This window comes from Bacteroides sp. AF32-8BH (genome assembly GCF_003435205.1).
Lineage (GTDB): Bacteria > Bacteroidota > Bacteroidia > Bacteroidales > Bacteroidaceae > Bacteroides > Bacteroides ovatus.
In genome coordinates this window covers 193,049-216,487 of sequence record NZ_QVLZ01000001.1, presented here as the reverse complement: position 1 = coordinate 216,487, position 23,439 = coordinate 193,049, and the positions used below count along the sequence as shown (strand labels likewise).

Genomic DNA, 23,439 nt, shown 5'->3' with positions numbered 1-23,439 from the left:
AAGATACACTAATTAATGAACCAACTATATTCACTTTCACCATATAAAGCCTTATTAAGTCCTTCTGCCAATTGGGTGGCATTAAGTGACCTGTCCAAGAAGTTATCAATGTAGCTACTTTTATTAGCTCCAGTTAGTAAGTTGTACACATTCCACATGCTGATTTCCCTGCTGTCCAAAAGGGTACTAAAGTTATCATCATTATAATATGCTTTGGTAACTAATCCTATCTGGGTATCAGTCATCAGCATCTGTGGTAACTTCTTCTTCTGGTCTACAGGTAGGTACTGATATAATCTGCATCTACCTAAGAACTGGGCAAATTGGGACTCTCTCATATAGCTATCCTTGTAGGCTGACATATAATACAAGTGTTGGGTTATATTGTACTCTTGGAACAGCCTCATCACTGCATTCAATAGTTCAGCAGTACTCATAACCTTTAATTCTGACCTGTAACCATCTGTTGAGACACACATGTTACAACATATAAGATTTTTAAAGCCAATGAACACCTTGAACTTCTCTGCACTCTTCTTGCTGTAGAGGTTCTCATGGTTATAAGCCCTAACTCCACCTATGGTTAAATTCAGTCTGTTACCTGCAATATCCTCATATATGGTAGGTATCTCAAAACAGAACATCATTCTCTCAAAGTAGATGGTTTTATCAGATTCCAGTAGCTGATTCACTGGCTTATGAATAGCTTCCGGTATTCTACCTTTGATAACATGGCTTACCCTGATGGCAGGTTCTTCTATTCTCTCATTGGAGAACACCTTATTAGCTGCTTCCCATACAGTTTCAATGAAACTGGAGTGTGATATAGTAACCTCATTATCTTTAGAGAACACAGGTGTAATACATTCCTCCTTGAGGTATTGCATGGTTACTTCCTTTGTATTAGCCTCAATAAAAGGTAACTTATTGCCTTCTCTGGTGCTTATTGGTTCAGCTTCTACAGGATTTGTTGACATAATACCTGTGTTGATGATTTCTATTGGCTCAACTGTTTGAATATAAGGATTATCTACCTTATTTCTATTAGGGTATATCAGATTAGCTCTGACTGGCTGCAACTGCATTATTTCCATATCTAATGTAATTAGGGGTATAGTTAATAGTTGGTTGATTCTTTTGTACCTGAAGTGCTGCTTTCTTCTGCATGAAGTCTGATGTTAACTGTTGATACCATTCAGGAAATTGATGATAGATGGCAGTTAGTTCTTCAATGGTTTTACTGCTGTTAATCTTACTCCTTATCATCTCTAGATTAACTCCATCATTACACCAGTCAAGTATTATCTGACCTGTAGCAGGTGTAATGGTAAAATCAGGCTTACCTATGAACAGGTTTGTCCTGTCTTTAGATGCAATAGTCTGGTGCTTCATATTAATATCAAATACTATGGTAAATTCATAATCTATACCATCTCTCATGATTGCTTTAAGTCCTACTTTCTCTGGTATCATCTTACCATTCTTTTCACTTAGAACATAGTCCTGTTTGCACCTCATAGTGCATATAATATGGCTTTCAGACTGCAATATTTTCTGCATGAAAGCATTGATTCTGGGTGTCACCTTCTGCCAATTAGTGAAGCTGTTACCTTGTAATCCTGCATGGTATTCAAGCAAGTTATCCCAACACTGTGAGATGCTATCAATTATGATAACTTCCATACCTGCACCTTCACATATTTCAATAGCTTGTATATAAGTTTCAGGTGTAAAGTTATCACTTAAACTTAATACATTATAAGCACCTAAGTGAGCATAAAGGTCAGCACTTCCATTCTCACTGTCAATAATGGCTATCTTAGTCCAGTCATTACATAAACCATAAGCTAAAAGCAATGCAGAATAGGTCTTACCTGAACCTGCACAGCCTTGTAGAGCAAGCTTTATTTTAGCCTGCTTCTTGGATGAAACTCTTAAATTCAACATATCTGAATAATATTAATAGTTGATATATAATCTATAAAGAAAAAAGGAAGCAAGCCCTAATGGACTTACTTCCTTGAGGTCAACATTAACAACCATCATAGAGTTGCTAGTGTCATAGCTCCACCTTCACCTCTTTGATGCAGCATATAGAACATATCACCTGTATCTGGTGAACATACTTGAGAGATAACAGGATTGGTTACTTCTCCATTAAGGAACTTGTCACTTACTGCACCTATTTCACAGCCATAAACAAAGAAGCACTTCCCTGTATGAGGATTCTGTTTTACCTCAATCTTGTTGACCCCCTTTTGAGCCTTGAACTCATTCACTGTCACTGTCTCTAAGAACTTTAACTTTTCCATAATTGTATTTTTATTATTGTTGCAGAGGGGGATATCCCACTCCTAAGGTAAGGGGAGGGAGACTTTGTGACTTAGAGTGCACTTGTAGGTATCAAGTTTACAGAAATTGAAAATAAAAATTATCTGAATTACAGTATGGTAGGAGCAGTAGGGAGTGCTATATATTAGTTATGTACATATACAATAATCCCCTGTCTTCTGGTGTGAAAACAGGGGATATTGGGGTATGTATCATTCATTCATCATTAATAGTATCAAGGTATTGCTTGATTTCATCATCATCTGGTGCATGTGATGTAACTTTGTCTATCCAAGTATTGTAACCCAAGTGAGGGTACAGAAGGACTTGAGTTTCCATGTGTTCAGCCCATACTAGTTTCATTGGAACATCATAGGAAGACCAGATAACCTTTTTCTCAATAAGTAAGTCTCTATACTTTTTATATGTGTTCTTTGCCATATCCAAGTGACTATAAATGAGTTTATCTGATAGGTCTATCCTGAACTCATTGTTAATACAAAGGCAATATAACCCTATCATAACTCCTTTCTCTTCTGGACTTAAAGAACTGTCACTGAATAACTCTGCCCATATAATCCTGAAATTCTTTGGTGGATTAGGTAGATGATAAATATTTCTCTTGACCATATAGCTCTCCTGTATGGTCTCAATTTTAACATAGTTGGTTTCTTTTAATCTGGGAATAAAGGCATCCTTGATATAATCAAGACTGACTCCTGTAGTGCCTGATAGCTGTTCATAAGTGGTATTTGTCACCAGATATTCTTCTCTTTCCTTATAAGGTGCATTAATATACAGACCTGCCAGTAGATAAAGGTCTTTGGGCTTGAAGTATTTGCAAGCTTCAATGGGGATGATGGTGAATTGTTTAACTATTGTCATTAATTCTGATTTTATAGGGTCAAAATCCACCCCATACTAATAACCTACAGTAATAAAGGATAAGAGCTTATCCTAAAGTAATTAGTATAGGGTGATATTTGACCCTAAGGTTGATTCTGTTGATAGCCAATGCCATATTAGAAGTGTATCACTTCTATAACCATTTGATTATCAGTTGTAAATATAGTAAATAAAGTCTATAACACCAATATCCTTATCATTTATTTGGTCGCATATTAACCTTCTATAACATGAATAGCCTTAACAAATTATTCTCCTTGGTAGCTATCCTGCCAGTATGTTCTTTAAAACCTCTAGGATTCTCATTTCTGATGGTATACTTATTCCCAGATGTTCTGCTAGTGGTATATACTGCCTTCAATAAGACTACATACTTTCTTGGTTTCAGTACCTTGTGTAGATGATACTGGACTATGGGAGTCAGCTTATCTTGTATCTCATTTGCTGAATAACTTCTATTAAGGGTAAAGCATCTTCTTATAGCAACTTTGAAAGGATGCTCTTCATCTAGTGCCCAGTACATGACTGTATTATTAAGGTTCTTGAAGACTACACTGTTACTTGTTCTAATTTCCCATAGTTGATGTAACAGACTATCAAGGTCAACATACCTATATAGCTTGATGAATCTCTCTAAGAATATCTTAGTTTTACTTCTGCAATGTCTAGTATATGAGTACAAGGTATTATCATTCAACTGTCCTGTGGTTGATAATGTTTTGATGTATTTTATGGCATCTTGGATATTGCTGTCTGTTAGTTTATTCTGTGCATCCTTATTGGTTTTCTCTATGATGTTTTGCTCTGGAGATACATCATAGTTCAGGGAGTTGTAGCTAATGATTTTAACCTGTTTCCTTAGTACTTCTTTCAGTGTTTCAGGCATAAAGTATGTGGAGTATAACTCTGTCCTTTCAATGATGTAGTCTATATTGAGGTAGGCAGGTACATCCTTTCCATGTACATCCTTTCTAGTCAAGTTAATTAACTCATTCCCTGCAATTCTTTCCTGTGCTTTCTCTCTTATGGCTTCTTTGATTATTGCAAATAGATCAGTCAAGGTATAATCCCCCTGTGAGATGGTATCTGCTGATTCAAGTACTTTGAGTACCTTTTGGGCTTTGTTTAATAGAGTGGCAGTGTACTTTTCCATACTTTCCATTACTGATACATATCCTAAGGTGTTATATATGATAGTTTCACTAAGTATCCCATTGACCTTTCTGCATCTACCATGTATTTGTGTCATTCTATCTAAGGTTAACATTGAGTGGCTTCTTCTTACATCTGATACAGTGATTAGATGGTAACTATCCTCTATATCTATACCAGTGAAGTAGCAACAGGTGGCAAAGTTAATCCTAGCAGGTAAGGTATTATTGTCCCCCAATTTAGGTGCAAAGTATTCTCCTGCTTCCTTTATGGATGCCTCACTACATAGGATAGCACATTCCTTTCTGGTTTCTTCATCTAGTGATGATATAATGTTTCTTATCTGGAGTATGGAGTTATAGGCAATGAACACCTTCTCTGTAGGATGGGAGATAACCTTTTCTATGACAGCCTGTGTGACATTATCTGTATGTAGTAAGTCTATATTTCTATGGGTATTGTATTTCCATGTTATAGGAAATCTACATTCAGTCTTTAAGTGTGGATTGCTGAACTCCTTCATAGTAGCTGTTACCATACATCTGTTCTTTAATGGGAACATAAGGTAGTAGTCAATCACATTCTCCAATTGAGGTCTAAAGTTGTTGTCAGTCTGGAGAACATCAATCTCATCAATCATAAGGAAGTAGTCTTTATAGTTTTTTCCTATGATACTTAATAGCCTACCTAGACTGTCTGCAACTACTAAAAGTTTCTTGTATCCATCTTTTGCTAGGTATTCCTCAATCTGCTGATTAGTTACCTTTTCCTTTTCACCTTTAATCTCACTACCTACATATAACGTATTAGGATGCTTTGAGTGTTTACCATAAGCCAGAGCCTTAGTAGGAAAGACTATGATTGAGTTTCTCTTTGAGTTTATCTCAAGGGTAGTAGCTCCAATACCTGGTATCTTCTTGTCTATAATACCATGAGGCATCTTATCTATGAAGTCAGCCAGATTCCAGAAGGAGTCACCAACTTCTTCTCTTATTACTTCTGGTGCTCTGCCAAATAGCAAGTTATCCAAACTAGTTATTACTGTATCTTGAGGTATGGTTTTAGTTTCTCCTACTTTTCCAGAGGATAATATCTCAATGTACTCTACAGGTGCATCATGTAAGTCACCATAAGTATTAGGTACTGTCTCTTCTAATTGGTTTTCAACTATGGAAGATTTAACCTCTTTAGAGTGCTCTTCTGATACAGGAGTAGTGCCTAATGTTATAACTTCTGACAGGTTGGTCTTCTCATCAGGAATCTGGAGATTGTATAACTCATCTATGAAACTACTATCAAGTCCTGCTATTTCCTTTGCCAGTTCATCTTCTATGCTCATGTCTCACTTAGTTTGTAATTAGTATATAGATTGTAAGTGAACAAATATACTAAAGAGCCTCCATAATTCAATCAATTACAGAGGTTCTTTTGTGTTAAACTTACTTCACTTCTGGACTAGGCAGCTCACTATAACTACCAAATACATACTCAACCACCTTCTTGTTAGCTTCATTCTCTACCTTGAAGTCTCTTTCAATATAGATGTCAGTGACTTTCATAGCCTCATCAATATGATTCAATGCAGCATGAACTGTATACTTATCTATACCTACTTTATTAACAGCTAATGTAGCCCATGAGTGCCTTGCAGCATAGTATTCCAAATCATCCACTTTCAGTATTTTGCCAATTTGCTTTAACCCAAGATTGATGGCTCTGTTGAAGTTCTTGAAAGTAGAATAGAGATGATAGAAGCAGAACACCTTCTTCTGGGTGTAATCTTCATATTTCTTCATTAAAGGTAGTAAGACAGGAAGAACATCTACTTTCATCTTAGCTTTATCAAGTCTTCTGTCTGTAGTCTTAGTCCTGTAATAGGTAATTGAACCATCTTCCAGTTCACTACAGTTATACAAATCAGCAGAGTTCATCCCTATAAGACAGAAAGAAAGGATAAAGCAATCCTTAGCTAGGTTAAAGGGGCATAACCTTTCCCTGCCATTAGCATTAATGATATAGGGTAATTCCCATATCTTCTTAATTAACTCTGCTGATAATGCTCTCTTCCTAGTTGCTTCCTGCTTTGGTATCACCAAGTTCTCAAAAGGTGAGTTAGGTATCCTAATGAGATTCCTGTCATAATCATTATACTTCTTCTTAGCTTCGTTGAATAGATGTCTGATGCTACCCATATACAGGGATACCATTCTGTTGGAAGGTATTCTCTTACCCTTTCTTTGAAGTTCTGCCACCTGTTTAGCCCTTTTCTTGTGAAGGTATTCCATGAACTCCATCATTAACAACTTGGTAACTTGGTTAGTATTTAATTGGTCCTTTCCTAAGAAGGCAATGAAGGCATTGAGGGCAGTTTGATAATTCCTCTTACCTTTGACCTCTGTAGTTGTTAACCAGTCTTTGCAGAACTGGATAAAGTCAATAGGAGTATTTTTTTCCTTCTCTTTCTGGATATAATCAAGTACATCACTTAAGGTTAAATTGGAAGCCTCCAATGGAAGCCCCATGCATAACTCTTCATAGTATCTGACCAATCTGTCAGCTTCCTTGATGTACTTTGGATTCTTTAACTTGAAGTCCTTAGTCAGGTCTTCTACTCTTACAAAGATATGAGTAGCCAACCTCTTAACCTCTCTGTTGTAGGTTAGCCTAATTTTTACGTTATAAGTTTTATCAACTTTTTGCTTAGATTTTAAGACTTCAGCTTTGATAGTCAACATGTTACATTGGTTTATTAGGAACAACAATAGACCAACAACTATACTTTAAAAGGGGATATTTAACCTAAATTTTGTACCTAAAGACTAGCACTAAAACAAAAGAATCCCTCAATAATCTACTGATTATCAAGGGATTCATCTGTGACCCCGGTGCGATTCAAACGCACGACCTTCAGAACCGGAATCTGACGCTCTATTCACTAAGCTACGGGGCCATTCTTTCTAAATGCGAGGACAAAAGTATAAAAAATCTTCTCATCTTCCTAATGATTCTCCTTTTTTTATAGTTCTTAAGGTACTTCCCTATATTAGAAGACTGTTATTTTGAAACGCTTTAGAGCATTTACTTTATCAAATTGACAATCTTTTAGAGAATATCCATTACATATATCAATTTTATTCCTATCTTTGCCGACAATTAACATTTAACAAACCTATGAGTTACTTGATAAAACCTAAGAACTATAAGCCGCTACTCGACCTCAAACAGACCGAGCTGGGAATCAAGCAAATAAAAGAGTTCTTCCAATTAAACTTGTCATCCGAACTACGCCTTAGACGTGTGACTGCCCCTCTTTTCGTATTGAAAGGAATGGGTATCAATGATGATTTGAATGGAATAGAACGACCTGTTTCTTTCCCAATCAAAGATCTGGGCGATGCGCAAGCCGAAGTGGTTCATTCATTGGCTAAATGGAAAAGGTTGACCTTAGCTGACTATCACATCGAACCGGGATATGGTATTTATACGGATATGAATGCTATTCGGTCAGACGAAGAACTGGGCAATCTGCATTCTCTCTACGTAGACCAGTGGGACTGGGAACGTGTTATCACCAATGAAGACCGGACTGTGAACTTCCTAAAGGAAATCGTCAACCGTATTTATGCGGCTATGATCCGTACAGAATATATGGTATATGAAATGTATCCGCAAATCAAACCTTGCCTGCCACAAAAGCTACATTTCATTCATTCAGAGGAATTGCGCCAGCTTTATCCGAACCTGGAACCTAAATGTCGCGAACATGCCATCTGTCAGAAATATGGAGCTGTGTTTATCATAGGAATAGGCTGTCAACTTGGTGATGGCAAGAAGCACGACGGACGTGCACCGGACTATGACGACTACACTACCAAAGGACTGAACGACCTGCCCGGACTAAACGGCGACCTCCTATTGTGGGACAATGTACTGCAACGCTCCATCGAATTATCATCGATGGGAATCCGTGTAGACAAAGAAGCCTTGCAACGTCAGTTAAAAGAAGAAAAAGAAGAAAAAAGACTGGAACTTTATTTCCACAAGCGATTGATGAATGACACCCTTCCCCTGTCTATCGGAGGAGGTATCGGACAATCCCGCTTGTGTATGTTCTACCTTCGCAAAGCTCACATCGGAGAAATACAAGCCAGCATCTGGCCCGAAGATATGCGCAAGGAATGTGAAGAACTTGAAATACACCTTATATAACAAACTATGAATGTACAAATTGAAGAAAGCTGGAAAGCACATTTAGAACCCGAATTCGAAAAAGACTACTTTCGCACACTGACCGATTTCGTCAAAAGCGAATATAGCCAGTATCAGATCTTCCCTCCGGGAAAACTGATCTTCAATGCTTTCAACCTTTGTCCTTTCGACAAAGTGAAAGTTGTAATTATAGGACAAGATCCTTACCATGGACCGGGACAAGCGCATGGTCTCTGTTTCTCTGTAAACGACGGAGTGCCTTTTCCCCCTTCATTAGTGAATATATTCAAAGAAATCAAAGCCGACATCGGCACAGATGCCCCTGCTACGGGAAATCTGACTCGCTGGGCAGAACAGGGAGTATTGTTGCTCAACGCTACGCTGACCGTACGTGCTCACCAAGCTGGTTCACACCAGAACCGTGGCTGGGAAACATTTACTGATGCTGCAATCCGTGCCCTGGCAGAAGAAAAAGAAAACCTGGTATTTATCCTGTGGGGATCATACGCTCAAAAGAAAGGAGCGTTTATCGACCGCAACAAACACTTGGTACTCACTTCCGCCCATCCCTCTCCTCTTTCTGCTTACAACGGCTTCTTCGGAAACAAACATTTCAGCCGTACAAACGACTACCTGAAAACCCATGGAAAAACAGAAATCGCATGGTAGTTGGAGAAGTTGAGAATGGAGAGTTGAGAGTTAAGAATAAAGAGTAAAAAAAATGGCTGCACTATTCGTCGAATGATAGCGCAGCCATTTTTCTTTTCTATATTGTAGCAAAACAATTACACGTCCGAATTTCCACTCTCAACTCTCCACTCTCAACTTATCCTAGTACCACTGAATGTTACTTTGCGTTTGGCTTCTCTGCTCATACTTCAAGTCTTGCAGGATGCTTGCATTCGCACGGATGGTAACATTGTAATATTTCCAGCGTCCGAAAGGAGAAAGACTGGCGGACAGGTTGAAACAGTGCAAGTCACGGGAGATTGTACAAGAAGTCTGCGTAATCTCTTTTGCCTGAAAATCATAGCCCGAGTTGAACGAGAGCGACCAGTTATTAGAAATCTTTATATTTCCGTTTGCATTGATGTTATGCGTATACGTATAAGGATATCGCATGGAATAACGGTTAATAGGCTTAGACCTATCTTCACGGATATTAAACGAATAGCTAAGGCTTAACGACCAAGGCATCTTAAACACCTGATAACCATCCGGGTCTGCCTGTGCTTTCTCTACTTTCTTAGGTGTAGTACCATCTCCTTCCGTTCCGTCAGATTCTTCATCGTCACTATCCTCCGACTTCTTATCTTTTCCTTTTTCATCCTCCTCTTTCGGACCGAACCATTTCTTCCATGTGTCATTATTAAAGGTATAGTTGAAAGAAGAACCATATCCTTGGAAACGCCCAAAACGACCATACGACCATTCTGTACGGTTACTGGTCACTACATTACCGCTTTTATCGAATGTATAAGCATACGTAGCGAATTGGGCATTCATATTGAAAGTATAATTCTTGGTCAGTTTCAGACGGAGGTTCATACTTAAGTCACTCCACGGTCTTTCCTTTGCCGCCATATTATAGGACATATTGGCACTCAAATCATCAATAAGGCTAACTTTCTTGACTGTATCATTCTTTGCGTCATAATACTTCATCTCCAAGTTATTAGCTATCGAGAAACTAACCGTTCCCGACCCCTCACGAGAAGGCACGCCATAAGGCTGATTGGTAAAAGGAGAATAATATTGTGTATTACCATTATAATCGGTATATTCTTCCCAGTACTTGCCAAATCCCGGAGCACCACTCAAACTCACCTGCGGTGTGAATACGTGACGAATCTGTATCTCCTTCTTCTTCGCAAAGATCGGTTTATACATACCATACAATTTCGTACTTAGAGCCAAACTAGCCGAGTAATTGGATACACGATAAAAGCCGTTAAGAGAATCGCCCGGCAATGATTCCAGCCTGTGAGTATCTTCGTTATAATGCTGATTGATTTTACGGGTGTACCATCGTTCTGTATAATTCACAGAAGGATTGACCTGCAAATATTTGAACAGCGTAAAAGTAGCACTGATAGGAATGTTATGGTTCATCGCATTCTCCCATGAGCTTAGTCCGGCTTTGAACAAATGGTCATCTTTAGTACGGATACTGTTTGTCAGACGTCCCGTATAACCAATGGAAATCTTCTCGTACCAACGTTCGGCTCCTGCCGCTTTCTTGCGCTTGAACGGAAACAGACGGCTCAACGTAATATTCAAGTCAGGCAAAGTGACCGCAATAGAAGAGTCACGCATTGTCTGTGCGATATTGGTAGTTCCGGATAAGGTCAGACCGATATCGGGAAAACTACGAGAATAACTAATACTTGATGTTTTGGTATTTTGAGTCAACAACTGCGAATTATAAAGGTTGTTGATATTAGAACGTTCATAACTACTGGTCGAGAAGTTCACACTGGCAGAGAATGTAGTGTTCGGACTGGCTTTAGCATCCTGTCGATGGTTCCATACCACCTTAAAGTCCTTAGCAACTGTATAGTCCGGCATCCCTTTATCTCCAGTCTTGGTGACCTGATAGTCCGCTTGCAGCGTACCGGAATATTTATAGCGTTTATTATAGTTTGTCAATCCAGACAATCTCCATGAACCTTTCGTGAAGATATCTCCCGTTATTTTCAAGTCCATGATATCACTCATGGCAAAGTAATATCCTCCTTCTGCCAAACCGAAACCACGACTGGAGTCATCCATATAAGTCGGCATAATGAAACCGGAAGAGTAACTGCTGGAGAATGGGAAGAAGAAGAACGGCACAGCCAACGGCAGAGGCACATCTTCCACAACCAGATAGGCAGGTCCTGTCACTACATTCTTTTTAGGGCGCACCTTAGCTCTCGTCAGCTGCATATAGAAGTGGGGATGATCGTGATGATCGCAGGTTGTATAACGCCCATGCTCCATGAAAATTTCATCATTGGCCCCTTTCTTCGCCTTGCTTCCGGTCACATATCCTTCTCCCTGCTGGGTGACGATATCAGTAATTCCCGCTTTCTTGGTTTTGAAGTTATATCGGATTGTTTCCGTATCATACGAGGTATCACCTTCTTTAAATACCGGTTTACCTTTTTCCACTCCGGTAGTATCCTTGATACCATAAGCATGCACAGTACTACTATCCAGATTCATCGAAATAACTTCCGCAGCCAGTTCGATGTTCTGATAATTCACTTTTCCGCTACCATAAAGTGTAGCGGCTCCTCCCAAAGTAAAGACAGTGGAGTCGTTGGATTCATAAACAACCGGTGCATCGAGTGGTTGTTTCTTCTTTACCGGTGCGATGGAATCAATGCGTACCGTTACCGTATCTGCTTTCAACGAATCATTTCCCTGAAGGGAATCCGTTTGTGCGGTATTGGAGGCAATCATTCCTCTTCTTCGACGCTGAGACGTAGCCTCATCGGGAAGCATCAGTAAGACAATCAGCAGTATGAATGATATAAGTATTTTTGCTTTCAATGGCGCCATTAACTAATAGTTTACGCTTGAAGTGGCAAAAGTACACAATCTTCACCAAATATGAGTTAGAATCTTCGTTATTTAATTATTTTTTAGTGCTATAAAAAGAGAGAACACCATCTATCAAAGCGGCTTAGGCCTTCTTCACCATATTTTGCAATACTTTGCCGCGCTTTTTCCACAGTTTTCTCTTCATCCAGATGGGTTTTAGAAAAGAATTTATCCGCAAAGCAAATCAATTGCTCTTCCAGGGTAATGGGCAGCATCTCACGATGAGGAACGGGGAGCTGCTGGGCAATGATATCTTCCAACGAGAGTCCGGCTCCCGTATGGCGTTCGCACACCAATGCGTGTTGGGGGAAACCTTCCGCCCGCAAGATTTCAGCTCCCAAATATCCGTGGGCGATATAAGGATGAGTGCCAAAGCACTGAATGGTGGGAGCATCGGTCTGAAAAATTCCAATATCATGCAACAGAGCAGCTTCTTTCACAAAACTCCGGTTTAAACGCAATTCGGGATGAGCATCCAGCATTTTCATTGCCTTTCCGGACACCGCCAGACTATGAATTACTAAGATTTGTCTCTGCTGCGTATTTTCCGGATAATATTTATCAATGATTTCGTATGGATTCATGTGCTTTATTTTTTGCTCTCTTGATGAGAAATTAATATTTTTGTGCAATATTACAAAAAAAATTACCGATATGCAAACTCGAGCTTCCTTCATTCTTATATTTCTATTCATTATGTTGTCACCAATGCGTGTAAGCAGTCAAATTGTCACGGGAGCAGAACAAATGGATCAATATATGCCGTTGCTGAAAGGAAAACGCATCGGAATGGTAGTCAACCACACTTCTGTCGTGGGAGCAAAGCGGGTTCATCTTCTCGATACCTTATTAAGGAGAGACGTCCGGGTAGTCAAAGCATTTGCCCCCGAACATGGTTTCCGCGGTAACGCGGATGCAGGTGAAACGGTGAAAGACGGAAAAGATTCCCGCACCAGTATTCCTATCGTATCGCTTTATGGTGATAACAAAAAGCCGTCTGCCACCCAACTAAAAGATGTTGACGTGATCTTATTCGACATTCAGGATGTAGGGGCACGCTTTTATACCTATATAAGCACGATGTATTATGTGATGGATGCTTGTGCAGAGAACAAGAAAGAAATGATTGTACTGGATCGCCCCAATCCGTGCGACTATGTGGATGGTCCGATACTCAAACCTGCTTACCGGAGCTTTGTCGGCATGCTTCCCATTCCTGTACTTCACGGATGTACTATCGGCGAACTGGCACAGATGATAAACGGGGAAGGATGGATTGCCAACAAGAAAAATCCTTGTTCATTAAAGGTAATTCCAATGACCGGGTGGAAACATGGAGAGCCTTATTCACTCCCCATCAAACCGTCGCCCAACCTCCCGAACGATCAGTCTATCCGATTGTATGCTTCACTCTGTCCTTTTGAAGCTACCCGCGTCAGCGTGGGACGGGGAACAACTTTTCCTTTCCAAGTATTAGGCACACCTAATAAGAAATACGGAAGTTTCACTTTTACTCCCCGCTCCTTACCCGGTTTTGACAAAAACCCGATGCACAAAGGTATCACCTGCTATGGGGAAGACCTCCGGAATGTAACCGATGTGAACGGATTTACACTCCGCTACTTCTTGAACTTTTATCGCTTATCCGGTGAAAGCGCAGCCTTCTTCTCCCGTGCCCGATGGTTTGATTTGCTGATGGGAACTGACAGCGTACGCAAGGCTATCCTCAAAGGAGAATCGGAAGAGGCTATCCGGAATAGTTGGCAAAAGGAGTTACAGGATTACAAAGAGATTAGAAAAAAACATCTTCTCTATGAGTAAAAAACTAGTATCATACTCTCATTCATTTTTATAAACCACTTATAATTAAAAGAATAAGTATGATAGATACCCATATTTCATGAAGAAAGTATGATAGATACAAAATTTCAGAAACATCTATCATTCTTATTCATCAGATAATAACTATATTAGCAAAAAGAATGAGAGTTATGATAGTTATTTTCTACTCTAAGAACAATCAGTTAATAACACAATAATGAAAGATAAAACACAAAAAAGTTTCAGGGGAATAGTCCGGATATTACTTCTTGTTTTCTGTTATACCTTTGGTAGTCATGCTTTTGCATTGGCTTTAGAGCACGAACAAACAGTAGATATTTATAAAGTAACAGATGTCCCCAATCCGCGTAATGAAAGCTCTTCCAATTGGGTCAGCAATCCGAATCAGATATTGGATGAAAGTTATGTGTGGGGAATAAATAATATGTTGTCACAGTTAGAAGATTCATTGAGTATTGAAGTGACAGTTGTTGCACTCCCTTCTATCGGTGAAGATATTCCGGCAGAGTTTGCCCACAAGCTTTTTGAACACTGGGGCATCGGAAAGAAAGCGGACGACAACGGATTACTGATTCTTTTAGTACTCGATCAACGTAAAGTCACTTTCGCAACCGGATACGGTTTGGAAGGAGTACTTCCCGACGCTTTATGCTTTCGCATTCAACAGAATGAAATGGTTCCGTGGTTTAGAAAAAACGACTTTGACAGAGGAATAACAGAGGGAGTCCGGGCTGTAACATTGGTGCTTTATGGAAGCGACTATGAGCCCGTTTCTCAAGGCACTTCTGATAATTACTGGAAAAGTGCCAGCAATACGTTGTGGAATTTTCTGGCAAATCAGCCGCCTATGCTTTGGGTATTCTTGATACTGGTAAATGTTATCACTTACCTCATGAAGGTAAATAAAGCTCGCCCCAAAGACAGTTCAGCATTAGCAGCAATCAAAGTCCTGACACTTTACAACCCACTTGGATGTCTTGTATTGTTTTTTCCAGTCTGGCCTGCACTTATTGCGGCATCCTTATGGTACAAGTTCTACCAAAAACAACGTGTTATTTTGCAGAGTAAAACCTGCGATTCTTGCAAAGCTGTGGCTTTACAACTTTTACCCAATGAGCTTGCAACCCCTTTATTATCTGCTTCCGAACAAATGGAACACAAACTAGGTTCTGCTATCCACCGTATTTATCAATGTACTTCCTGCGGCTGGCTTTTACGGTATAAATCTATCACCATAAGCGAATATAGGATGTGTAATCAATGCCATACCATTGCTTCCAAGCGTATCAGCCCGTGGAAAACAATTAAAGAGCCCACATATTCCGATGCCGGATTGGAGGTTGCCGACTATCTTTGCCTGATGTGCGGAGATAAAAAGCAGACAACACAGAAGATCCCCCGCAAGACACCCCCCAATAGTGACAGTTCTAGTAATAGTCACAGTAGTAGTGGCAGAAGCAGTAGTAGAAGTAGTAGCGGCAGTTTTGGTGGTGGACATAGCGGTGGCGGTGGAGCGTCAAGTAGTTTTTAAGATCAACTATCCATCCGAAGAAGTCGACTAACCAAATAAAGGACATGAAAACACATCTCACCTGAATATTTTCATAGAAAGATGGTTGTCCACTCCCTTATTCTAACTATTTTTGCATAGATAACCGAACATAAAAAAGTGAAATGAATATAGAAGAATTTAGAGAATATTGTCTGTCTTTTAAAGGAGTTCACGAGAAGATGCCTTTTCCCAATGTACCCGACCAATATAGCCGTGACGTTCTATGCTTTTATGTTGCGGACAAATGGTTTTGTTTCGTTAACATTGAGATTTTCGATTTTTGTTGCATCAAATGTAACCCTGACGAATCTGGAGAACTGCAAACTGAATATGCCGGTATAAAACCAGGCTGGCACATGAATAAGAAATATTGGATCAGCGTTTATTTCAATCAAGACGTATCTGATGATAAGATCAAAGAACTCGTAAGCAAATCCTATGATATTGTAGTCAAAAGTCTGACAAAGAAAGAACGGGTTTCTGTTTGAGATTGCAAAAAGTCTTCCAGTGCTTTCAGGTCTTTTATTTCAAATATTCTTTCCATCGTTTTCATTTTCAGCTCCGATGTCTTGTGTTGGGGAATGTTTTACATTTTTCACAGCGTGCACTATTCAATTGCGCTCCCAGACAAGTTTTTTTTGCCGTGTATAGGTAGGACACCCACCACAAAACACGCCACATGCCGGGACACGACCATTATAAATTTTCATCATACAAGGCTTTTGGCCATCCAATAGTTAGTAAGAGACAGCTGATTAGCCCTGCGTTTTTGCTCTACTTCTACTATATACCCTCGCTTTTCAAAAAATGGACGGGCTGTTATACTCACTTCAGAGGTAATCCGCGTAATCCCGGCTGCGACGGCATAACGTTCTATCTCATTCAACAATAGTGTAGCAACACCTTTGCCCTGAAAATCCTTATGAATAAACATTGAATGCAAATAGCCCTGAGGTGTAATGGATGAAAAACCGACGATTTCAGATTGCCGATTAACAGCAACAATAAAATAGTGAGTTTTTATCATACCCTCTATTTTAGAAGGATCATCTCCGCACGATGCCCAATCTTCAACCTCGGCCTGTGAATAGTCACGCCTGTTTATCACTAACACTGTGTTTCGATATAGAGACTGAATTTCCTCTATATCCGTATTTAAAGCTATCCTTATAGTAATCATATAATCCCTAATTATTCACAATTTTATCTCTTTCTCTTTTTCCACAACTGCCACGAATTGATTATATTCTGCCACATATTATACATACAGCATAATATAACTCTGATTATCAAAGCAAAAGCCCACCTATTACTAATAGTGGGTAACAAAATAGTAACAAAAAAACGAAGAAATCGCTTTGCGGTGGGCTTCATGTGCAAAGGTAACAAAAGCTCTCTAACCATAAAAGCAAAACTGGCGAAAAGAAGAATACTGTTTTTCTTTTCGCCAGCATATATAATTTGCTGTCAATAGAAATTAGTTTAGTCCGTTTTGGATATATAGACAAAAACACAAACTAAACTTGTGTTTATAATAACTTTTTCAACTTATCTATGACATATCTTCCAATGCAGAGAACTTTGAATGATTTAGGCAACAGATATTTGGATGTTTTAATTAGAATGTCCCTTTTTTACACCTAATATCTATCTAAGAAATCTTACTTTTGTTTGATAATTAAAACAGAATGGAGAAAATTCAAGTAATACAACCTACCAAATTGCTCGCTCCTTATATAAAGCAATATTGGTTTTTAAGGATAGATGATGTAAAGCAAGGCTTTCAACGTTCTATCCCGGCAGGTTGTGTAGCACTTGTTTTTCATAAAGGGAACAAAATTATTTCTTCTTTTCATAAGGGAACGCAGCCACATTACAAATAGGGTAAATTTCAATAATGGATTGTTTTGATGAAAAAAACTCTTCAATATTTAGACTTACTGACATAGGGCTGTCATAGAAGACGCTATCTTTGTATCAAAAAGTATTCAACTTAATATTATAGAATATGAAAAGATTATTTTTATGCTCATCATTTGCTGATGTTGCTAATCTATTTGTCGATTGTGCCAAAGAAGATTTGCAAGGGAAAATTATAGCTTTTATACCAACTGCAAGCCTTACAGAACCAATACGATTCTATGTAAAAAAGGGGAAAAAGGCTTTAGAAGAAGCAGGAATGATTGTTGAAGAAGTCGAGATTACCCAACTGCCCAAAGAGGAAATATCTTCTATATTACATAAATGCGATTATATCTACATAACAGGTGGAAATACATTTTTCCTTTTGCAAGAGTTAAAAAGAAAAGGTGTTGATAAAATTATATCTAAACAAGTGAAATTGGGTAAACTGTATATTGGGGAATCTGCCGGAGCAATAATAGCCTCTCCCGATGCAGAATATATGAGAAGTGTGAATTTTGATCCAATAGAAAAGGCTCCTGAATTGAAAGACTGTACTTCTTTAGATTTGGTCGATTTTTATACGATTCCCCATTATGGAAATTTTCCATTCAAGAAAAAAGGTGAAAAGATAGTTCAACTATATAATGAGAAGTTGCAGCTTATTCCTATAAGTAATAAACAAGCTGTTATTATTGAAGATTCAAATATTCAAATTAAAGATGCAAAATGAATAGAATAGACCGTATTTCTGCTATATTGATTCAGTTACAATCGCACTCGTTAGTGAAAGCACAGCAAATTTCAGAACGTTTTAATATAAGCATTCGCACTGTATATCGAGATATAAGAACATTGGAAGAGGCAGGCATTCCTATCATAGGAAATCCCGGTATTGGTTATTCACTTGCAGAAGGATTCAAATTATCTCCTCTAATGTTTACTCAAAAAGAGGCTTTGTCCTTTTTGATTGCAGAGAAATTAGTACATGAACTAACTGATTCAAATAGCAACGAACATTATAAGTCTGGAATAGAAAAGATTAGGTCTGTCATGCGTTTTGCAGACAAAAATATGTTAGAAACAATGGAAAAGTGCATGTCTGTATTGGATACTTATAAATCATCTACCTATAAACCTGATATTCTTTTACTTATTTTACAAAGTATATACCAAAAAAGAATTATTGAAATATCTTATTTGGGAAGTAATGCGTTAAGTGTTTCAGAACGAAAGATTGAAGCTGTTGGAATTTTCTTTTCGAGAACTAACTGGTATCTAATAGGCTTTTATCTTCCCAAAGAAATCTATCTTACATTTCGGATAGATAGAATTCAAAAAATGCACATTCTTAATGAATTACAATCACGGGAGCATCCTCCTTTGGAAAAATTCATACGCGAGTTTTATGATAAAGAAAAATTACATGAAATCGTTATAAGAATAGAAAAGAATAAAACCTCCATAATGAATGATGATAAATATTATTACGGATTAACATCTGAGAAAGAGATAGGGGATATGTTTGAACTTCATTTTCTAACATTTTCAATCAGTAAGTTTGCACATTGGTATCTGTCTTTTGCAGATAGTGCAACTATAATAAGACCAGATTCTTTAAAATATGAAGTTAAAAATATTATCAATAACATTTCTATTTGATTGCTGTCAAATAGTATTTTTAATCGACTCAATGAAAAAAATATTCGACCAAAGATTTTTCCGCTTATTGTCGGAATGCTCACAACGTAAAGTGTCTGCATCTGAATTTGCAGAAGCTATCGAAGAATTGGCGACCCATGTAGCCAATTTTAGTATCAATGAGCAGGATTACAACGTTTTACTACGTTATTTTTCCTTTGGTTTGCACCGTCTTAAATCGTATCGTGTACGGTTTGAGCAAGAAAAAAATGCCCCATCTGCATCTAATTGATGAAGCGATAGGACTTTTGAACACTGAAATACGCCTTATCGAGTGGCGCATCAAATACCCGGAACAGCTACAGCAACGTATCAACAAACAGCCCCTTTCCCCTCTCTATCTCGCAGACAAGACAACCCTTATCAACATCATGGAAATGGTAAGCGGTCTGTTCCTCTCCAAAAACATCGTGTATCAGAACGGCAAGCCCGCCTACTTGGTGGACTTGGTGAAAGCCTTTGAATGGCTGTTCAACATCAAGATAGGCGACTGTTACCAAAAACATGAGGACGTGATAAAACGAAAGCCGGGCAAACTGACCGGGTTTCTTAATGGATTGGTAGAACTTATCAAAAAGGAACATGACAAGAAAGGATATAGATAATCAGTGACTTATGATTTATTTATAGGGGATTCCATTAGTTCCCCCGTAATTTCTTTGCGCCTATTTTCTGAACTTTGCTTCATCAATTGATTGACAGACAAGAATGTATAATCAGAAAAATGAAGCAATCATGTATATAGACAATGACGATTTCAGCGTATGGATGCAGAAGCTGTACGCCAAGCTGGAAGAACTCTGCAAGGATGTACGGGTACTACGCAATGCGGACAAGGTACTACCCGAAGATGACAACCTATTGGATAATCAAGACTTGTGTTTATTATTCAAAGTAAGTATCAAAACTCTGCAACGCTACCGGGCTATCGGTGCGCTGCCTTACTTCACTATCAGCGGAAAAGTGTATTACAAGGCTTCCGATGTCCGGGAGTTTATTAAAGAACGGTTCAGCGTCACCACGCTACGCCAGTTCGAGAAAGAACACTGTACGAAGAAAAAGAAGTGAATCTGAAAAGCCGGAACGGTGAATGTACTTCATCTGTTCCGACTTTCCCCGTTTATGGCTTACCCAACTTATCGGCTTCTTTCTTTAGCTGTTCGGCTTGCTCATTCAACAGCCTTGCACGTTCCAGTGCTTCCGCCTGCTTTTGGATGCGATATTCAAAATCCATCACTGAATCGGTCAAACTTCGGATAAAACCGTTATCCCGTTGCCACTTGAACTTGTTTTCCAGCATATCAAAAGTTTCCCCGTCTGCCTGTCCTTGCATCAGCAAATAGCGGTATTTCATATCGTTGTCCTGCAACTGCTGCATACGTTCAGCCAAACGGACATTCAAGAATATGGAAACGGAACAGACGACCAGCACTGCCGAAAAAACAAACAATCCCGGACGAATCCAAGAAGCGACCTTGTTGTAAATCCGTTGATAGAACGGTAAGGGCGTAGCTTCCTCTTTATCCGTCTTGCAAGAGCCCAAAGTATCAATCATTACCTTGAAACAACGGTAGGTTTCCAATGTTATTTTCTTGGTGTCCTCTATGTTCTTCTGCTGACCTTGCATCCTGCTCCTTATGTCGTCAAGTTGGCTTTGAATAACCCGCAACTTTTCTTCGGGAACAGCCGAATTACTGTGCAGTTCCGACAACGCTTGTTCGATTGCTCCCAGCCGTTCGAGAGTTTCCTCCCGACTGGCTGGCGTTGCCTGTGCTTCCTGCTTCTCTTTCAGTTCCGTAACCATAGAGAGAAGCCCCTCTAAAATCAAATTATCTTCCATGTCTTTACTGTTTAAGTTGTTTTTTCTTTTTCTTCTTCTTTCTCAAATTAAAATTAGGTTCTTCATCCACTGGGGGAGAAGAAGCAGAAAACAGACCGAGTGAACCTGTTATCAACGGACTGTCAGCCTTGTCCGGTGCAGGTGCTTGTTCCCGAACGGGTGCGAAAGTTGTTTGCCGTTGGCTTTCGGCAACATTCATTCCTGCATCCCCGAAACATTTATCCAGTTTGGAAAAACTGAAACTGCGGTCTATCTCCGACCCCTTGAACGTGTATTCGCCTTTGGAAAAGGATATGCCCTGTATCTCGTCAGTCTGTCCCTTTCGTTTGAACTGGATAGTGATACCCTTTTCCGCTAACCTGTGCTGCAACTGCTGCCAGTTACGGGATTTGCCGATTTCATTTTTCACAGCTGTGTAAATCTCGTATTTTGATTTGTCCGGCTCTTTCAATCGGTGCTGCTTCACCTGCTCTTTTCCCTCGGCGAAATAAAGCCCGTGTTTGGCTTTCAGCTTCTTGCATACCTGTTCGTTACGATACATGTCGTTCCTGTCCGAAATGGTCTTGCCGTTATTGTCTATGCGGTTGAACACGATATGCACATGTGGGTGTTCCCGGTCTTGATGGCGCACGATGATATACTGCGTATCGGTGATTTTCATTTCACGCATATACTCCTGCGCAAGCTGTACCATCTTCCCATCTGTCAATTTGGGCGCATCCACTGCCGAATAACTCAACGCAATATGTCCGACAGGCTTTTTCAAGTCGGGATTCATCCCGGTCTGCATACAGAAGCTGTGGATTATATCTCCCCGGCTTTCAGTCAGAACCCCGTCCGCATGAAGCAAAACCGCCTGCTCCTTGCCAAGCACATAGTTCACACAGCCCTTAAACCCGCTTCCCTTTTTTATTTTTCCAATCATCTGACAAATGGTTTATGATTTCAATAATCCGGTTTTTGAGCTTCACCAGTTCCACCGCCACCAGTGCGAAACCTCCGGCATTCGCCCGGTGCGCCAACTGGTTGATGTTGTTGGCTTCCCCTGCCAGTTTGCGGATGGTGTCCGCATCCTGCCTGTTCAGCCGGGGTATGACCTCTACCGAAACAACCGCCTGCCTTACATACTCACTGACACGTAACCCAGCTTCCCCGGCTCGCTTTCTGATGGCGTAATACTGCAACTCGGTCAGTTTCGTACTGACAACCCGTTGCTGCTTCTCTATCCGTTTCTTTGCCGGACGTCCCCCCGGCTTATCCTTTATATTCGTCATAGGTTTTTACATTTAAATGGTATCTTAAAAATTGCGACCAACGGGAGAAATTTTCTTTGCGGTGAGCAAAGCAAGGTAGTTTCGGTTTACCGAAACATAACCTTGCTCTCCAAATAAACCGCCAGCCGTTGGTAGTCCTGCCGGATTAAATGCCCCTGCCTCTCTTTTGTCTTGGGGCGGCACGTTGTCCGGTTTCCTGCTTCGTTTCCTGCACTTGGCTGGCTGCGTTTTTCTGTTCCTGCTTCCTGCCGCACAGATAATCGTTCAAGTCCGAATATCCCCTATAATTGTGCGAGAAGTCACGCACACGGTAGGGGTATTCCAATTCGATAGCCCGTGTCGCTTCATATCCAGCCTTGTCATTGTCAAGCATACAGTGGATGCGTTCATACGGGTACAGCACGTCAATGGCTTTCGACACATTGGCGGTAGAGTTAAGAATGGCATAATCCTGCCTGTCAAGGTCGGGTATGGTCGGACAGTTCCTCATGCGGAGCGTAAGGAAAGAGAGGTAGTCCATGAAACCCTCGAACACCAAACACTTCTCCCTCGGCTCTCCCTGCTGCCGTATATGGGTGATGTCTTTCGGGGCGATGCAGCCTTTGAAAAAGGAATTGCGAACCTCGTAACCTCCTGCCATGTTCGGGAAACCGATAGCAAAGAACGGTCTGCCATTATTGGTAAAATGGAGTTCCTTACATTCTCTTTTTGCCAGTTCGACATTGATACCCCGTCCCTGCAAGTAACGGAGCAATGCCGGATGGGTAAGGTCACGGACTTCCAAATGCTGGAAGCTCGGTTCTGTCCTACGCTGGGGAAAAGAAAAACTGACCGGACGGACGTGCGGTGTCTGTTCCGCTATCCGGTTTAAAAGGTATGGCAGGCTGTCGGAACAATAGAGTTCCTTTGCCAGTGCGATGATGTTACCGCCCTTGCCTGCGCCAAAGTCATACCAAAGGTTGCGGTCAGTGTTCACCTTGAAAGACGGTTCGTGTTCCTCCCTTAACGGTGATTTGTACCATAAACCGTTACCCTGCTGCTTGACAGGAGAGTAACCTAAACTGTGCAGATAGTCTGCGATGGGTATTTGTTTCACATCTTCGATGTTCATAACATTTTCTTTTTTGGGGATAAAAAAAATA

The 23,439-nt window shown here is 39.9% G+C and carries 24 protein-coding genes and 1 tRNA gene; 11 read left to right on the top strand and 14 right to left on the bottom strand.

The window, feature by feature from the left end:
- Positions 1-8 precede the first annotated feature (8 nt).
- The 7 genes from DWZ47_RS00905 to DWZ47_RS00875 form a co-directional block, all read right to left on the bottom strand.
- On the bottom strand, positions 9-1,094 hold the full coding sequence (locus DWZ47_RS00905; protein WP_032856308.1) for a DUF3871 family protein: 1,086 nt from the start codon (positions 1,092-1,094) through the stop codon (positions 9-11).
- Positions 1,060-1,947, bottom strand: a complete 888-nt coding sequence (locus DWZ47_RS00900) for an AAA family ATPase (RefSeq protein WP_004312353.1) — start codon at positions 1,945-1,947, stop codon at positions 1,060-1,062. The genes DWZ47_RS00905 and DWZ47_RS00900 overlap by 35 nt, the downstream gene beginning before the upstream one ends.
- A 95-nt stretch (positions 1,948-2,042) precedes the next feature.
- A complete protein-coding gene (locus DWZ47_RS00895; protein ID WP_004312352.1) occupies positions 2,043-2,312 on the bottom strand; it encodes a hypothetical protein in 270 nt (89 codons plus the stop codon).
- A 235-nt stretch (positions 2,313-2,547) separates the two neighbouring features.
- Positions 2,548-3,216, bottom strand: coding sequence for a hypothetical protein (locus DWZ47_RS00890; protein WP_022199238.1), 669 nt, complete (start codon positions 3,214-3,216; stop codon positions 2,548-2,550).
- Between the two features lie 244 nt (positions 3,217-3,460).
- Positions 3,461-5,728, bottom strand: coding sequence for a DEAD/DEAH box helicase (locus DWZ47_RS00885; protein ID WP_022199237.1), 2,268 nt, complete (start codon positions 5,726-5,728; stop codon positions 3,461-3,463).
- Positions 5,729-5,828: 100 nt separating this feature from the next.
- Positions 5,829-7,124 (bottom strand): phage integrase SAM-like domain-containing protein, encoded by a 1,296-nt coding sequence (locus DWZ47_RS00880; protein WP_004312350.1) that lies wholly within the window; start codon positions 7,122-7,124, stop codon positions 5,829-5,831.
- 142 nt (positions 7,125-7,266) lie between these two features.
- A tRNA-Arg gene (locus tag DWZ47_RS00875) sits at positions 7,267-7,339 on the bottom strand.
- 221 nt (positions 7,340-7,560) lie between these two features.
- On the opposite strand from DWZ47_RS00875, the gene asnA reads away from it, so the two are divergent.
- Together asnA and DWZ47_RS00865 are read left to right on the top strand one after the other, a co-directional pair.
- On the top strand, positions 7,561-8,598 hold the full coding sequence (asnA, locus tag DWZ47_RS00870; protein WP_004306648.1) for an aspartate--ammonia ligase: 1,038 nt from the start codon (positions 7,561-7,563) through the stop codon (positions 8,596-8,598).
- Positions 8,599-8,604: 6 nt separating this feature from the next.
- Positions 8,605-9,267, top strand: a complete 663-nt coding sequence (locus DWZ47_RS00865) for a uracil-DNA glycosylase (RefSeq protein ID WP_004312349.1) — start codon at positions 8,605-8,607, stop codon at positions 9,265-9,267.
- Positions 9,268-9,429: 162 nt separating this feature from the next.
- Here DWZ47_RS00865 and DWZ47_RS00860 read toward each other — a convergent pair whose 3' ends face one another.
- Both DWZ47_RS00860 and DWZ47_RS00855 read right to left on the bottom strand, forming a co-directional pair.
- Complete coding sequence (locus tag DWZ47_RS00860) at positions 9,430-12,144, bottom strand: putative LPS assembly protein LptD (RefSeq protein ID WP_015531394.1); 2,715 nt, start codon at positions 12,142-12,144, stop codon at positions 9,430-9,432.
- Between the two features lie 89 nt (positions 12,145-12,233).
- Positions 12,234-12,770, bottom strand: a complete 537-nt coding sequence (locus DWZ47_RS00855; RefSeq protein ID WP_004312347.1) for an HDIG domain-containing metalloprotein — start codon at positions 12,768-12,770, stop codon at positions 12,234-12,236.
- Between the two features lie 70 nt (positions 12,771-12,840).
- Here DWZ47_RS00855 and DWZ47_RS00850 point away from each other — a divergent pair, with 70 nt between their 5' ends.
- The 3 genes from DWZ47_RS00850 to DWZ47_RS00840 all read left to right on the top strand — a co-directional run bounded on the left by DWZ47_RS00850 (position 12,841) and on the right by DWZ47_RS00840 (position 16,068).
- Positions 12,841-14,007: an exo-beta-N-acetylmuramidase NamZ domain-containing protein gene (locus DWZ47_RS00850; protein WP_032856306.1), complete on the top strand. Its 1,167-nt coding sequence runs from the start codon at positions 12,841-12,843 to the stop codon at positions 14,005-14,007.
- A gap of 217 nt (positions 14,008-14,224) precedes the next feature.
- On the top strand, positions 14,225-15,559 hold the full coding sequence (locus DWZ47_RS00845; RefSeq protein ID WP_117512104.1) for a TPM domain-containing protein: 1,335 nt from the start codon (positions 14,225-14,227) through the stop codon (positions 15,557-15,559).
- Positions 15,560-15,702: 143 nt separating this feature from the next.
- Positions 15,703-16,068, top strand: coding sequence for an MmcQ/YjbR family DNA-binding protein (locus DWZ47_RS00840; protein WP_008650146.1), 366 nt, complete (start codon positions 15,703-15,705; stop codon positions 16,066-16,068).
- Between the two features lie 221 nt (positions 16,069-16,289).
- Here DWZ47_RS00840 and DWZ47_RS00830 read toward each other — a convergent pair whose 3' ends face one another.
- Entirely contained in the window at positions 16,290-16,760 is a 471-nt protein-coding gene (locus DWZ47_RS00830; RefSeq protein WP_004312343.1) for a GNAT family N-acetyltransferase, read from the bottom strand.
- Between the two features lie 508 nt (positions 16,761-17,268).
- Between DWZ47_RS00830 and DWZ47_RS31285 the strand changes: the two genes are divergently transcribed.
- The 6 genes from DWZ47_RS31285 to DWZ47_RS00795 all read left to right on the top strand — a co-directional run bounded on the left by DWZ47_RS31285 (position 17,269) and on the right by DWZ47_RS00795 (position 20,251).
- The gene (locus DWZ47_RS31285; RefSeq protein WP_049702064.1) at positions 17,269-17,463 is read left to right on the top strand and encodes a DUF6597 domain-containing transcriptional factor; all 195 of its coding nucleotides are present in this window, start codon (positions 17,269-17,271) and stop codon (positions 17,461-17,463) included.
- A gap of 125 nt (positions 17,464-17,588) precedes the next feature.
- Positions 17,589-18,215: a Type 1 glutamine amidotransferase-like domain-containing protein gene (locus tag DWZ47_RS00815; RefSeq protein WP_004315354.1), complete on the top strand. Its 627-nt coding sequence runs from the start codon at positions 17,589-17,591 to the stop codon at positions 18,213-18,215.
- A complete protein-coding gene (locus tag DWZ47_RS00810) occupies positions 18,212-19,144 on the top strand; it encodes a helix-turn-helix transcriptional regulator (protein ID WP_004315355.1) in 933 nt (310 codons plus the stop codon). The genes DWZ47_RS00815 and DWZ47_RS00810 overlap by 4 nt, the downstream gene beginning before the upstream one ends.
- A 31-nt stretch (positions 19,145-19,175) precedes the next feature.
- Positions 19,176-19,415 carry a hypothetical protein gene (locus DWZ47_RS00805; RefSeq protein WP_004315356.1) on the top strand — a complete coding sequence of 80 codons (240 nt, stop codon included), beginning with the start codon at positions 19,176-19,178 and terminating at the stop codon, positions 19,413-19,415.
- Positions 19,369-19,788, top strand: coding sequence for an RteC domain-containing protein (locus tag DWZ47_RS00800; RefSeq protein ID WP_049702063.1), 420 nt, complete (start codon positions 19,369-19,371; stop codon positions 19,786-19,788). The genes DWZ47_RS00805 and DWZ47_RS00800 overlap by 47 nt, the downstream gene beginning before the upstream one ends.
- 130 nt (positions 19,789-19,918) lie before the next feature.
- Positions 19,919-20,251 carry a helix-turn-helix domain-containing protein gene (locus DWZ47_RS00795; RefSeq protein ID WP_008997282.1) on the top strand — a complete coding sequence of 111 codons (333 nt, stop codon included), beginning with the start codon at positions 19,919-19,921 and terminating at the stop codon, positions 20,249-20,251.
- 52 nt (positions 20,252-20,303) lie between these two features.
- Here DWZ47_RS00795 and DWZ47_RS00790 read toward each other — a convergent pair whose 3' ends face one another.
- From DWZ47_RS00790 to DWZ47_RS00775, 4 genes are all read right to left on the bottom strand, one after another.
- Positions 20,304-21,023: a hypothetical protein gene (locus DWZ47_RS00790; protein WP_004315359.1), complete on the bottom strand. Its 720-nt coding sequence runs from the start codon at positions 21,021-21,023 to the stop codon at positions 20,304-20,306.
- 4 nt (positions 21,024-21,027) lie between these two features.
- Positions 21,028-21,948, bottom strand: a complete 921-nt coding sequence (locus tag DWZ47_RS00785) for a relaxase/mobilization nuclease domain-containing protein (protein WP_049702061.1) — start codon at positions 21,946-21,948, stop codon at positions 21,028-21,030.
- On the bottom strand, positions 21,914-22,297 hold the full coding sequence (locus DWZ47_RS00780) for a MobC family plasmid mobilization relaxosome protein (protein WP_049702060.1): 384 nt from the start codon (positions 22,295-22,297) through the stop codon (positions 21,914-21,916). Before DWZ47_RS00780 ends, DWZ47_RS00785 begins: the two co-directional genes overlap by 35 nt.
- A gap of 145 nt (positions 22,298-22,442) precedes the next feature.
- Positions 22,443-23,408, bottom strand: coding sequence for a toprim domain-containing protein (locus DWZ47_RS00775; RefSeq protein WP_049702059.1), 966 nt, complete (start codon positions 23,406-23,408; stop codon positions 22,443-22,445).
- Positions 23,409-23,439: the final 31 nt, after the last annotated feature.